At 61.2% G+C, this 14,637-nt stretch carries 7 protein-coding genes; 6 read left to right on the top strand and 1 reads right to left on the bottom strand.

All coding sequences use genetic code 11. The features are described 5' to 3' along the window. Positions 1-230 precede the first annotated feature (230 nt). The 5 genes from PXH66_RS18085 to PXH66_RS18065 all read left to right on the top strand — a co-directional run bounded on the left by PXH66_RS18085 (position 231) and on the right by PXH66_RS18065 (position 12,030). The gene (locus tag PXH66_RS18085) at positions 231-3,923 is read left to right on the top strand and encodes a TonB-dependent receptor plug domain-containing protein (protein WP_330931082.1); all 3,693 of its coding nucleotides are present in this window, start codon (positions 231-233) and stop codon (positions 3,921-3,923) included. Between the two features lie 422 nt (positions 3,924-4,345). Continuing rightward, entirely contained in the window at positions 4,346-4,741 is a 396-nt protein-coding gene (locus tag PXH66_RS18080; protein ID WP_330931083.1) for a hypothetical protein, read from the top strand. Between the two features lie 432 nt (positions 4,742-5,173). Next, the gene (locus tag PXH66_RS18075; protein ID WP_330931084.1) at positions 5,174-7,228 is read left to right on the top strand and encodes a sodium:solute symporter family protein; all 2,055 of its coding nucleotides are present in this window, start codon (positions 5,174-5,176) and stop codon (positions 7,226-7,228) included. 275 nt (positions 7,229-7,503) lie between these two features. After that, a complete protein-coding gene (locus PXH66_RS18070) occupies positions 7,504-8,754 on the top strand; it encodes a rhamnogalacturonan acetylesterase (protein WP_330931085.1) in 1,251 nt (416 codons plus the stop codon). 12 nt (positions 8,755-8,766) lie between these two features. Beyond that, positions 8,767-12,030, top strand: coding sequence for a glycosyl hydrolase family 95 catalytic domain-containing protein (locus PXH66_RS18065; protein ID WP_330931086.1), 3,264 nt, complete (start codon positions 8,767-8,769; stop codon positions 12,028-12,030). A gap of 137 nt (positions 12,031-12,167) precedes the next feature. Here PXH66_RS18065 and PXH66_RS18060 read toward each other — a convergent pair whose 3' ends face one another. Then, entirely contained in the window at positions 12,168-12,917 is a 750-nt protein-coding gene (locus PXH66_RS18060) for a DUF6250 domain-containing protein (protein WP_330931087.1), read from the bottom strand. Positions 12,918-13,032: 115 nt separating this feature from the next. Here PXH66_RS18060 and PXH66_RS18055 point away from each other — a divergent pair, with 115 nt between their 5' ends. Then, the gene (locus tag PXH66_RS18055; protein ID WP_330931088.1) at positions 13,033-14,616 is read left to right on the top strand and encodes a rhamnogalacturonan acetylesterase; all 1,584 of its coding nucleotides are present in this window, start codon (positions 13,033-13,035) and stop codon (positions 14,614-14,616) included. Positions 14,617-14,637: the final 21 nt, after the last annotated feature.

Here is a 14,637-nt window from a genome sequence, read left to right as displayed (position 1 = left end):
ACTGTCCGACCCGGGTGTCGTTGTCGAACCCGCCCCCCAGTCCTGTTATTCGTCTCCATCCCGCCGCGCCGTGTTCCCAGATCCCGGTGCAGCGTTTTACCCCCGCAGTCTCTTAGTTACCCACCCCCTCGTTTTCAGTCATTTCCATTTCGGAAAGTGAACTCAGTTCCAGCCTGCTTACGGCTAGCAGCTGGGTTCACCCTACACCCAACCCCAAGCTACCCAAACTCATGCAGAGAACAACCCAACCCTGGAGCCGCCGCGGCCGTCTGCCGCGTGCCTTACTGGCTCTCGCGCTCGCCGCTCCGGCGTTCGCCCAATCGGCCAACGACGCCAACACCGGTGAAGAAAACACTGAGGAAGACATCGTTACCCTGACCCCGTTCCAAGTTGATTCATCGAAGGATCAAGGTTACTTCGCCCAGAACACGCTGGCTGGTTCGCGCATGCGCACCAACATCGCGGACTTGGCGTCTTCCATCACGGTGGTGACCGCCCAGCAACTCGAAGACACCGCGTCGGTCGACATCAACGATGTCTTCCGTTACGAGGCCAACACCGAAGGTTCCTCCACTTACACCCCGTCCGTGCAGTCCCTGCGCAACGACGGTGTGGTCGACGTGAACGCCGGTTACACCCACGGTGGTGACGGCAATGCGCAGACCAACGCCGGAGCCAACCGCGTGCGCGGTCTCGGTGCTCCCAGTTCTTCCCAGAACTTCTATCCGACGAATTCACAGGTGCCGTTCGACGCTTACAATGTGCAGTCGATTGAAATCAGCCGCGGCCCGAACTCCATGCTCTTCGGTATGGGCAGCCCGGCCGGTATCGTGAATCAAACCACCGCGCAGGCGGTGCTCAATGCCGACGCCGCTTCCGTCGCCTTCCGCGTCGATGACCGTGGTTCCTACCGTGGTAGCTTTACCTTCAACAAAGCGCTGATCGACGACAAACTCGCCATCTACGGTGCGGGCGTTTCGGACAACACACGTTTCGAGCGCAAGCCATCCTACGACGACACCACTCGCTTCTATGGTGCCCTCACCTTCCGTCCGTTCGAAAAGACGGTCATTCGTGCGTCCGTCGAGCAGTATGAGAACGACAACCGTCGCCCCAACACGCTCACCCCCCGCGACAGCGTCACGCAGTGGCGCGCTGGCGGAGGCTGGGGTTTTGACGCCGCGACCGGCATGCAATACAGCACGGTGACCGGCGAGTCTCGCGGTCCCATCGCGATGCGCACAGGGTCGCCGCGCATCGATGAGACCCGCGCTTATATCGAAAATATGCCGGGCTACAATGCCTCTCTTTGGAATGCTGACCGGACTCAATACAACGGTGCCAATATCTATGGCGGCAGTGCCTTCAGCACGATCGGTGGCGTGTTCTTCACTCCCGGTATGGGAACAGGAAATGGCTCCCGTCCGAAGATGCAAATCCAAGACGGTCAGGTAGTGAACTATAACTACTATCCGGCCGATCGTTATCGCACTTTCTATGGTGAGCCGGATGGCCCAATCTTTCCTTATGCGGAGGCCGATATTTTCGCCAACCCAGCTTGGGACACCGCCTATAATTCGACGTTTACCCAGTCTAGTTTTTGGACGGGTGCGAATAACGGCGTGGGCAGCTATCGCTACCCGGGCGTCACCGACAAGACCATCTACGATTGGGAAAACATCAATCTGCTGCAGATGAACTTCGCCCATAAGGAGAACACGACGTTCAATGTGGAGTTGGAGCAGGAAATCCTGCCGAGCCTCAACTTCAGTGCCGGCTGGTTCCGTCAGGACTTCGAAGATGCCGTCAACTACACGGTGTCGCAGCTCAATGTCGCGACCATCTACGTCGATACCAACATCAGCCTGCCCAACGGTTCCCCGAATCCGTTCTTCGGTCAGCCCTACGTGAATGACTTCGATCCCGACCAATTCGTCCATACCGAGGTCAACGACAATTTCCGCGCCTTGTTGGCTTGGACGCCGGACTTCACCGACAACGACGGATTCTCCAAATGGTTCGGTCGCCATCAGGTCCTCGGTCTGTGGAGCCGCAACGACGTCAGCTCGACCTTCATCCGCAAGCGCTGGTTTGAGGTCGAAGATGATCAGATTGAAAACAATACCATCTTCTGGGCGTCCAATCCCGCTGATGCCGGTTGGAACCGTCAGCGTCGTTCTTCCGAGCGGATGTTCTACCTGGCCAATCCGGGGTCTGCCCCTCTGGGCAACGTTACCCGCGCTTCCGGCGAGTTCAACGACCTGACCGTCAACACGCGACGGACTTACTACGATTACGGAGCGTCTTCTTGGAGTGACCTTGGCACCACGATGGGCTTCATTGATATGGATGCCTCTCTCAATGGCTCCGAGCGCATCGTTGATTCATCTAGCATTGGCATCACCAGCAACCTCTGGAATGATCGTCTCGTGACCACTTTCGGGGTGCGTAAGGACGAATACAAAGCCCGTAACTCCACCGCAGACACCCTCCTTGACGGCATCGGCGGCACTGAAATCGCTCCCAAATTGACCAACGCGGAAAAGTGGGTGAACGGTGAATTGCAGACGGACCTTATCCTCAATCGTTGGAACTTCTGGGAAGAAGTGGCAGGCACGACTCGCACCACGGGTGCCGTCCTCCGTCCCTTCAAGAATTGGAGTGGTATCGAGGAACGTGCCGCCAACGGCTCGCAGTTCCACCAGTTCATCAGCAGCCTCGGCTTCAGCTACAATAAGTCGGATAACTTCAATCCTCCGCCCAAGGTGCAGGTCGATGCCTTCGGCAGTCCTCTGCCCAAGCCCACCGGCGTAGGCGAGGACTGGGGGGTGCAGTTCTCCCTCTTCGACAACAAGCTGTTCGCCCGGGTCAACTGGTTCAAAGCCAGCAATCAGGACGAGCGCACCAACCCGGGCACGTCGATATCCCGCCTCAATGGCAACATTGATACATCGCTCTTCCGCGCTTGGGCTCGGGAACTCGCGTTGATCAACCGCGGTTTGGATCCGGTTAACCGCGACGACTTCAATACGAACGATTGGAGCCAGGCCGATCTCGACGCGCTCGACGCCGAAACCGCCGCCATCTGGGGGCAGCCGTTCGACTACTACAGCAGCCTCGGAGGCGAGGTCTATGCTACACGTGATGCGGTGGCCGAAGGCGTGGAAGTTCAGTTGACCTACAACCCGTCCCGCAACTGGACCATGAAGTTCACCGCCGGTCAGCAGGAGACCAAATACTCCGACGTGCTCAAGGAGTTCGACGCTTGGAAAGATGTCCGTTATCCGGTTTGGACCTCCGCTAGCGCCGCCGACCATCTGGATTCGCAGTATCAGCAGTATACGCAGCCGTTCTTGGCCAGCAATGGCATTATGTATAACTACGGTAACTTCTGGAGCAGCTACGGTTACGATGGCAATATTCGCATCGAGAATGCCAACAACGTGCACAATCCCGAGGACGTTTACAATCGCGACGTGGCCCCGCAGATTGCCATTGCCTCCGATCTCGAAGGCCAAGCCGCCCCCGGTCAGCGCAAGTATCGTTGGTCCTACCTGACCAACTACTCCTTTGACGAGGGCGTGCTCAAGGGCGCTTCCGTCGGCGGTAGCACCCGTTGGGAAGACAAAGCGATCATGGGTTACTATGGTAAAATCAACCCGGGCACAGGCTCGACAGACCTCGCCCTGTCTGACACGACCCGTCCGATCTACGACTCGAGCAATATGTATGTGGATCTCTGGGTTTCCTACACCACCAAGATCTTCAATGATCGGGTGACCATGAAGACGCAGCTCAACGTCGTGAACGTGTTCGAGTCCGGAGGCCTGCAGACCGTGGGAGTGAACTACGATGGTTCCCCCAATGCTTACCGCATTGTCGACCCGCGTCAGTTCATCCTCTCGACCAAGTTCAGTTTCTAAGCCGCTGGCTTTGATAGGTTAGGTTCATTTCAGGTATGCAGGACCCCTTGGCTTCACCGCCAAGGGGTTTTTGTTTACATAAGGGAAGTAGTCGTGAAGTCGGGAGGTTTGTTCGCGACGACAAATTGCGGAGGGAAGTGAAAATGCGCTATGGCATCCGGTGTCATACCTCCGGTTTTGCATCGGTGGCTGGCTGTCTTTGTCTATGTTGACTGTCAAGTTGGCCCTGGCTCGCGGAGGTGAAGGCATGGCCATCGAATTCAACGTAGCCGTTGCACTCAGGCTGGAGCCATCCAGTGAAAAGTCGCTTCGTTGATTGCCAGTTACCCCTGTCGATTGAGCCGGATACCCGGCTCGAAGACTCGTTATCATAAACCCTTAAGAATGCTATCCTTGGTGTTCTCGATTGCAGGAATCAGACGATGAAAAATTGGATTAAAATCGTATCGTTTCTCGCGTTGTTGACATTCGCGTCAACCGCTCAGGCTCAATCTTCCCCGCTCTCTCTCGGTTATGTTTCATCTGGAAATGTCGAAATAGATTTCGATTATTTAAATACGGCGTTCGGGCCGGTGAGATTGTATTGTGGGTCGGACCTTGTATTTGAATGTGATCAATCTGGGGTGACCTATGCCGCTTCCGGTGTATCCTATACGGAAAATAATCCTGGCTACTTCGAAGTCAGTGGCTTACCGGCGGGAAATTATACTGCGACACTTTCCATTGGTGGATCGGGAAGCTATTATGTTGGTGGCGACTCGATTCATTGGACTTCCTCGGGCGGTTGGTATTATTGTTACGTGTTCTTCATCTACTAGAATACTAACCTTGGCAGGCTTGGAACCGATCGGTGCAGCCGCCACGTGCGGCGACCGCTCCCAGAGTCGCCATCGGCCAGATTCAGTTTCCAAGCCGCCGGCTTGGTTTGGCTGGGTTCACATCAGGTATTCAGGACCCCTTGGCTTCACGGCCAAGGGGTCTTTGGTTTGGAACCATCCGCGAGGCATGGGGCCGGTTTGCGCGACGCGCGCTGAAGAGGAATGTCGATTTGCGTCGATTTTCCCCACTGTCAGATTCTTGCTCCGGTTGCCGGTGCGGGGCCGCCGGGACGCAATGACGCTTCCCGTCGGGTTTGCCTCGGCATCCCGTCCTGCCTCGGCAGCATCGCTTCCAACCCCTCCGCGTCGTTTTCGCCCCTGGCCTTCTCTTTTCGACCGGCCATCGTTCGCTTTCTCCGTCCCTTTTATCTCATGCGTTTTGGTAGCCTCCACCTCGTCGACCTGCTCGTCATCCTCGCCTACCTCGCGGTCGTCATCTACATCGGCCGTCGCGCCGCCGCCGCATCGAAAACCGAGGAGGGCTACTTCCTCGCCGGCCGCAAACTGGGCAAGCTCTACCAGTTCTTTCTAAACTTCGGCAACGCGACCGACGCCAACGGCGCCGTCAGCACCGCCAGTCTCGTCTACCAAAAGGGCGCCTCCGGCGTGTGGCTCTCGCTGCAGACGCTGTTCATGAATCCTTACTACTGGTTTATGAACCCGTGGTTCCGGCGCGTGCGTCTCGTCACGGTCGCCGACCTCTTCGAGGATCGCTTCGGCACGCGGGGCCTGGCGCGTTTCTACGCCATCTTTCAGATCGTCGCGACCGTCATCGTCATCATCGGTTTCGGCAATCTCGTCGGCTACAAAGTCACCGCCTCGCTGCTCGTGAAACCCGAGGCCCGCTGGACGGCGGAAGAGCGCGTTTCCGTGGAATCCTACCAGGAGTTCCGTGCGCTCGAAAAGGCGGTCACGGCCGGCACGATCAGTGCGATCGATACCCCTCGTCTCGAACTTCTGCGCGAGCAGAACAAGCGCGGCGAACTGCGCAGCAACATTTCCTGGCTCGATAGCAGCACGGGCAAGTGGGCCTACTACCTCATCTATTCGCTGGTAGTCGGAGCTTACATCGTGATGGGTGGGCTCGAGGCCGCCGCCGTCAACGAGGCGTTTCAAGGCATTCTCATCGTCGTCTTTTCCATCATTCTGATTCCCTTCGGCCTCAACGCCATTGGCGGCTGGAGCCAGCTGGCCGAGCGGGTGCCTCCCGACATGTTCAGGCTACTCGGGGGCGGTGGGGCCAACAGTATCGGCGGTTGGGAACTGTTCGGCATCTTCCTTATCTCGCTGATTCAGATTCACGGTATCATCGGCAACATGAGCGTGTCCGGCTCGGCCAAAAATGAATTTGCCGCCCGCTTCGGCGCCGTCACCGGGACCTACGCCAAACGGGTCATGATCATCCTGTGGGCGTTTTGCGGGTTGATTGCCATCGCGCTCTATCAGGGGGCGGACAAGCTTTCCGATCCCGATTCCGCGTGGGGCACCATGGCGCTGCAACTCCTGCAACCTGGTTTCCTCGGTCTCATGATGGCGGGTCTGCTCGCCGCCAATATGTCGACCATCGCCTCGCAAACCATGGCGGTCTCGGCGCTGTTCACGCGCAATGTCTACGGCTACTTCGTGCCCGATGCCACGCCGGCCCAGATGGTCCGCACCGGCCGCTTCGCCATCGTCGGCATTCTCGCCATAGGCGTCTACGCCGCCGCCAACATGGACGACGTTTACGCCATCGTGCAGTTGTTGCTCACCATCAACGTGCCGTTCGGCGCGGCGGTGATGCTCATCTTTTTCTGGCGTCGACTCACGTCGGCTGCGGTGTGGTCGACGGTCATCATTTCGGCCTTTCTCAACATCATCACCCCGTCCCTCATCGCCCCGCATGTGGATGGCTTCAGCCGCAGTGACACCCTCACGCAGCAGGTCGAGTTCAACGGTCGCCCCGTGCCGGTGTTTTTCGACACCGTGGTGCGCGAAGATCCCTCGGACCCGACCTCCGATTTTATCGGGCAAAAGCGGTTCCATCTCGAGCTCTACGTGCTCAACGCCGTCGGGCTCGACGTCGCGGCACTTTCGCCCTCGGGCCGCAACGCGGCGCGTTTCATCTACGACGGCCTGTTCCCGTTCCTGGTGCTGTTTGCAGTGAGTCTGTTCACCCGCGCTCCGGATCGTCGCCGCACCGATTTGTTCTTTGGTAAAATGAAGACGCCCGTGGGGGCCGATCCCCGACTCGAAGACGAGGCCATGGCCGAGACCGGTCGCAATCCGGGTCGTTTCGACGACACCAAGATTTTCGGACCGCATTCGTCGTGGGAATTCACCAAGTGGAACAAGCTCGATACCCTCGGTTTCATCGCCTGCCTCGGGGTGTCCTTCGGCATCCTTGGCGCCTTCTGGCTCCTGCTCCGCGCCGCCTCCGGCGCGTAGCAACGGCGAATCGCAAACGTGAGTTCAAACCGCTGGTGTATTCTGCGCTCAACGGTAAAGATGCCCGGAGCTCGTTCCGGGATATTTGATCAAATCAATGCCCGTCGACCATGCCGACTGTTTCAGACCCTCCACGTAGGAGCGTGCTTGCGCGCGATGAACCCGGTGCGTTGGCGGCGAGGGACACACGCTGTCGTGCACAAGCACGCTTCGACGTGGCTCCCGAGCTGCGCGTGAACGCTGAGGCGAAACGTCGTGGGCCGATTTGCCTTTGGATGTCGTTGGTTTTGGCGGCGGGTTTGTCGGTTGCAACGGCGAGTCCGGTCGGCCCGTTCTGGCTGGAGAAAACACGGGCTCCCGCGGGAGCCACGGCGGTTTTGCCCGGAGCGCTCTATGATGCCGAACGCGGCTATGGCTATGAGCCGGGGGTGGTTCCCGGCCAGCCGTTCTATTTCACCGCCGACGTGCCGACCGAGGGCAACTACCGCGTCACGGTCACGTTGGGCGACGCCGAGTCCGCCGCTTCCACAGTCGTAAAGGCGGAACTGCGACGGCTCATGGTCGACCGGGTGGATACCGCCCCGGGCGAATTCGTGCGTCGCTCGTTCATCGTCAATGTGCGCTCGCCGCGTATCGCGGCGACCAACGGCGTCGCGGCCGGCCGCGTCAATCTCAAGGCCCCGCGTGAGACGACCCAGGAAGCGTGGGCGTGGGACGATGCGATCACGTTGGAGTTTAACGGCGCGGCGCCGCATGTGCGGGAAATCCTCATCGAACCCGCGCCGGCGTTGCCGACGGTGTTCCTGATCGGTGACTCCACCGTGTGTGATCAGTCGCGCGAGCCCTACAGCAGTTGGGGACAGATGCTGACGCGGTTTTTCGCGCCAACCATCGCGATCGCAAACCACGCCGAGTCGGGCGAAACCTACCGCGATTCCATCGGACGGCGGCGCCTCGATAAGCTCATCAGCGTCATGCGACCGGGCGACTATTTATTCATGCAGTTCGGGCACAACGATCAGAAGCAAATCAAAGCCGGCACCGGCGGCCCGTTCACCACCTATGCAGCCGAGATGCGCGCCCACATTGCGGCGGCGCGAAACGTGGGCGCCGTTCCGGTGATCGTGTCTCCCATGGAACGGCGAGGCTTCGACGCCGACGGCGCCGTGGTGCCGTCGCTCGCCGATTACGCCGCCGCGAGCCGCCAGGTGGCCGCAGCGGAAGAGGTGGCCTTCATCGATCTCAACGCCCGCAGCAAAGTGCTCTACGCCGCGCTGGGCGAAACGGCGTCCGCCGCCGCCTTTGCCGCCCCGGCGGGTCGCCAGGACAACACCCATCACAACAACTACGGAGCCTGGCTCATCGCAGCCTGCGTCGTTGATGGTATCCGCGCCACCGTGCCGACGGTGGCGGCGCACCTGCGGACAGATTTAACTTCATTCGACCCTGTGCATCCCCCCGTCGAATCCTTGATCCACGTGCCCCCGAGTCCCTTGGCGACGGCGGTGCGACCACTGGGCGACTAACCCCCGATAGCCATGAAATGTTTACCCTTCTGCTGCGCCTTAGCCTTGGCGGTGATGCCGCTGCGCGCGACCGACCCAGCCTACCTTTTCACTTACTTCATCGGCAACGGCGAAGACGGGCTGCACTTGTTGCGCAGCGATGACGGCTTCAACTGGGAGCCGCTCAATGACGGTCGCAGCGTGCTCACGCCCACGCTCGGCACGACGGAAAAGCTCATGCGCGATCCCTGCGTCGCGCGCGGACCCGACGGCACCTACCACATGGTGTGGACCACCGGTTGGACTGAGAACGCCATCGGCTACGCTTCCACCCGTGACTTCATCACGTGGTCGCCCCAACGCGAAATTCCCGTCATGGCGCACGAGCCGACGGTGCGAAACTCTTGGGCCCCGGAACTCGTTTACGACGACACGACGGGCGAGTTCGTCATCTTCTGGGCGTCCACCATTCCGGGACGCTTTCCCGAAACCGCGGGGGCGTCGGAGAGCGCGTATAATCATCGCATGTATGCGACGACGACGCGCGATTTTGAGACCTTCACCCCGACGCGCTTGTTTTATGATCCCGGCTTTAGCGTGATCGACGCGACGTTCGCCCGGCGGGCCGATGGGCTGCACTGGATCGTCAAGGACGAGACGGTCAACCCGCCGCGCAAGCACCTGCGCGTCGCGTCCGCCGCCAGTGCGCAAGGGCCATTCGGCGAACTGGGGGCGCCCTTCACCCCGCCGGGACTTTGGGTCGAGGGTCCGACCGCCGTCGAGATCGATGGCGCCACCGTGGTCTATTATGACGCGTATCGGAATCGTCACTACGGCGCCATGCGATCCGTCGATTTGGTGCACTGGGAGGATGTGTCGGATCAGCTGCACATGCCTTTCGAAGACACGCCGGAGCGCGTGCGCCACGGCACCGCGATCGCCGTGCCGCGTGAACTGGGGGAGAAACTCGCCAATCCTTCGTCCTGGCCCGAACGTCGTATCGTATTGTCCGGACCGGCCGAACACTTCACCCAGTCCACGCCACTCGGCAACGGTCGTCTCGGGGCGATGCCGTTTGGCGACGTGAAGTCCGAACGCATCGTGCTCAACGAGAGCGCCATGTGGTCGGGCTCGCCGCAGGATGCCGATCGGCCCGACGCCGCCGCCGTGCTGCCCGAGATTCGGCGACTGCTGCTGGCGGGCGACAACGTCGCGGCGGAGCAATTGGTCTCCGCCAACTTCACCGCCGCAGGGGTGGGTTCCGGACGCGGTCGTGGTGCCAATCAACCCTACGGATCTTACCAGTTGCTTGCTGATCTGCGACTCGAGTTCGACACCGCCGGCGCGGTCTCGGCCTATGAACGTGCGCTCGATTTGGGCGACGCTCTGGCTACCCTGCGCTACGAGCAGAACGGAGTGGGCTACCGCCGCGAAGCGTTTGTCAGTGCTCCCGATGAAGTCGTGGTGGTGCGCCTCACCGCTGATCGCCGGGAGGCGTTGAATTTTACCGTGAAGCTGGACCGACCGGAACGCGCCACCACGGTGGCGACCGCCGATGGTTTGCTCCTGACCGGGCAACTCAATGACGGACACGAAGGCGACCGCGGCGTGCGCTTTGCCGCCGGACTGCGGCTGATGCTTTCGGGAGGCAGTGTCACCGCGCAGGATGATAACACCCTGCGAGTTACCGGGGCGAATGCCGTCACGCTGCTCGCCGCTGGAGTGACCAATATCGATTCGTTTGCTGGTCGCTCGGTATCCGACCCGGCGGCCGTCGTCGCTGCCGATCTCACGGCCGCCGCGCAAAAGTCTTACTCAGTATTGCGCAACCGTCACGTGGCTCACCATCGCTCGCTCTTTGATCGGGTGGCGCTCCGTCTTGCCGGACCACCCGCCCGTGCGAACCTGTCCATCGCCGACCGGCTCGCCACGCAGGCCACCGGTGCCGCCGACCCGCGCCTCGCGCAGCTCTATTTTGATTTCGGTCGCTACCTGCTCATCGGCTCGTCCCGGCCGGGTGGATTGCCCGCGAATTTGCAGGGCATTTGGGCCGACGGGGTGCAGACGCCATGGAACGGCGACTGGCATCTCAACATCAATGTGCAGATGAACTATTGGCCGGCGGAGGTTACCAATTTGTCCGAGCTGCACGACCCGCTCTTCTCGCTCATCGAGTCGTTGGCCGATGCAGGCCAAGCCACCGCACGCAAATACTACGACGCCGACGGCTGGGTCGCACACGTGCTCAGCAACCCTTGGGGCTTCACCTCCCCGGGTGAAGGGGCAAGTTGGGGTGCCACCGCGACCGGCTCCGCTTGGTTGTGCCAGCACTTGTGGGACCACTATCTTTTCACGGGCGATCGTGAATTTTTGCAGCGTGCCTATCCGCTCATGAAAGGCTCGGCGGAGTTTTATCTCGATATGCTCATTGCCGAGCCCACGCACGATTGGTTGGTCACGGCCCCGGCGAATTCTCCGGAAAATGGATTCAAACTCGCCGACGGCGCGACCGCTCACGTCACGATGGGACCGACCTTCGACAACCAGATCCTGCGCGATCTCTTCGCCGCCACCCGCGCCGCCGCCGAACTCCTGGACGTCGACGCCAGCCTGCGCGACCAATTGGCTGCGGCGGAAGTCCGCCTACCGCCGACGCGCATCGGTGCCGACGGCACCATCATGGAGTGGATCGAGGACTACGAGGACGCTGATCCGCACCACCGCCATATCTCGCATTTGTGGGGACTCTATCCGGGTCATGAAATCCACCCCGACACGACGCCCGAGCTCGCAGCGGCGGCGGCGGCCACCCTCGACTTGCGCGGCGATGGCGGCACGGGTTGGTGTCTGGCGCACAAGCTCGCGCTCTGGGCACGGCTGGGCAACGGCGCGCGCGCCCACGACATCCTGCGTTCCCTGCTCAAGCCCGCGGGACAGTCCGCCGGCATCAACACACACGGCGGCGGCACGTATCCGAATCTTATGGACGCGCATCCGCCGTTTCAGATCGACGGCAATTTCGGCGGCACGGCCGCGATCGCGGAGCTGCTGCTCCAAAGCGAAGTCGGCAGTGTGCGCCTTTTGCCAGCGCTCCCACCGCAATGGCCCACGGGCGAAGTCCGTGGACTCCGCGCCCGCGGCGGCGTCGAAGTCGATATCGCGTGGAGCGACGGCCGACTGATTACCGCCACCTTGCGCGGCCAACCCGGTCAAACCCTCACCGTGCGTCAACCCAACCACGAAGCCGTGGTGGTCCTCCCCGCCACCGGCGAACTCCGAATCAACGGAACCAAATAACGGAGCTTTTAACCACAGATGAACACAGAATGGGTTCAACGATCTGATCAGCTAACTCCGAGTGGTGATTCAGGTTTCACCGCGTAACGGTAGTGAAGCCATCTGTGTCCATCTGTGGTTAAAAAACAGCCCGGATCTCACGGGGATTCCACCACCTCGAAAGCGGTGACGCGGGTGGTGCTGTTGACGGTGCGGAAGCCGAACCAACCGCGGAGTAGCGGGGCGGGGTCTTTGATTTCGTAGATGACTTCACCATCGCGCGTGTAGCTGACGCGGCCATCGGCGGTGACGTTTAGCTCAATGGTGTAGGTGTGATCGGGCACGAGGAGAAACTCCGGTGTCTGCAGGTCGTGTTGGGTGTCCAACGGCCGCGCCCCCGTGCCATCGTAGCGACGGAAGCGGGTGGTCGAGTTGGTGTTGCCGCCGTAGCCGACGTAGTAGAGGCGCAGCTGGTCGTAGGTGGAAAACTGGCCGGTGCGACCGTGGCCGGCGGCGAAGAGGTCGGTGGGATGATCGGGATCGGTGGCCATCCAAAAGCAGTTTAGATCCGACACCCGGCCGGTCGAGCTGACGGTGACTTCGTAGCGAATGCGGACCGGCGCGATCAGCGGCTCGCGCCACCACACGGTGCAGCCGGCGACATCCGTGATCAGCAACGCGTCGTCGTCAATGGTCACGCTGCCGCCGGGTTGTTGTTCAACCACCCACTCGCTCAACCCCGCTCCGCCAAAGTCCGCTCGTCGCGTGTCCCGTTTGTTCGTATTCCGAACATTCGGGGCGGAACAGGCGGCGGCCAGCAGGAGGCAGACCAGGGCGGTGGTGGTGAGCGCGGCGCGCTGGGAAAAGAGGCGAACGGGGAAAGCGGTAGAGGCGAACGGGCGGTGCATGGCGGGATGAAGTTCAGCAGGAGGTCCGGCCCATGTCTACCTGGGGCGCGTTCGGACTGTCCTGTTTGCGCTGTCGCGACGCGCGGTCCACGTTGCGCCAATCTTTCGCTTCCCCATGTTTTCTTCCCGCCTCTTCTGCTGTTTGGTGCTGGGCTTTGTCGCGACCGCGCGCGCCCAGGAATCCGCTCCCGTTCTCAATCCGGACTTGCCCACGATCTTCATCGCGGGGGATTCCACCGCCGCCCGCAACGGCAACCCCGACATTCAAGGTTGGGCCGAACCGTTTGCGGCGTTTTTTGATGACAGCGCCGTCAACGTCGCCAACCGCGCGCGTGGCGGCCGCAGCAGTCGCACGTTTATCACCGAAGGGCATTGGGCGAAGCTCCTGGCCGAACTCAAAGCGGGCGATGTCGTGCTCATCCAATTCGGCCACAATGATGGCGGCGCGATTAATCGTGAACCCGAGGGCTCCAGTCGACCGCTGCGGGCGCGCGGCTCGTTACCCGGTCTCGGGGACGAGACGGAGGCGATCGACAATGCCGTCACCGGCAAACCCGAGGTGGTGCGCACGTTCGGAGCTTATGTGCGCGAGATGATCGCGGATGTGCACGCACGGGAAGCGACGCCGATCCTTGTTTCGCTCACGATTCGCGACATTTGGAAAGCGGGCAAAGTGGAGCGTGGTTCGGGACGCTATCGGGATTGGCTGCGGACGCTCGCGGCCGAAGCGGAGTTGGGATTTGTGGATCTCACGCGGCTCGCGGCCGATGTTTATCAAGAGCTCGGCGAGCCCGCGTCGAAGACGTTTTACACGGCCGATTATGTGCACACCAACGACGAAGGTGCGCGGCTCCACGCGGCGCTGGTCTTGTCCGGCCTGAAGGGGCTGCGGCGCGGTGCGGTTGATGTCACCCCGTGGCTTTCGCGAACTGGAACCGGCGTGCCCAAGGATAGCATCGGCTGGCTGAATCTGCCTGAGCCGGCCGACCCCGACCTGCTCTCGATCGTCCTCATCGGCGACTCGACCGTGCGCAACGGCGGCGGTGATGGTGGCGGCGGTCAATGGGGTTGGGGCGAGCCGCTGGCGGAGATCCTCGACGCCACCGAAGTCAATGTCGTCAACCGCGCCATCGGTGGGCTCAGCAGTCGCACGTTTCTGACGCAAGGCCACTGGTCGCGGGCGAAGATGTTGCTCAAGCCGGGTGACTGGGTGTTGATGCAATTCGGCCACAATGACGCGGCGCCGCTCACCGATGCACGCCGGGCCCGCGGCACGATGCGGACGGCCGGCCATGAGACGCAGGCGGTCTATAATCTGCTCACCCACGAGACCGAGGTGGTGCACACCTACGGCGACTATTTGCGCCGCTATATTAAGGAAACACGCGAACTCGGCGCGCACCCGGTGGTGTGCACGCCGGTGCCGCGCAAGAAGTGGGATGATGCCACGGGTTTGATTTCGCGGGGCGGTCCCGACAGCTATGCGGCCATCGCCCGTCAGGTCGCGGCAGAGGAAGGCGTGCCCGTGATTGATTTGAACGCGCTCGTGGCCGGGCGTTATGATGCGCTGAGTCACGAGGAAGTGGATACGCTCTTTGGCGATGCCCATACGCACACGTCGCGGTTGGGCGCCGAACTCACCGCCGCGATCGTGGCGGAAGCGTGGCGCGAAATCGCCGCGCATGCCCACGAAGACTGATACGTAGGCTGCGAGCTCGCT

The sequence above is a fragment of the Synoicihabitans lomoniglobus genome (assembly GCF_029023725.1).
In the GTDB taxonomy this organism is placed as follows: domain Bacteria; phylum Verrucomicrobiota; class Verrucomicrobiia; order Opitutales; family Opitutaceae; genus Actomonas; species Actomonas lomonigloba.
The sequence above is the reverse complement of the archived record's forward strand: the minus strand, read 5'-3'. Positions and strand labels throughout refer to the sequence as shown.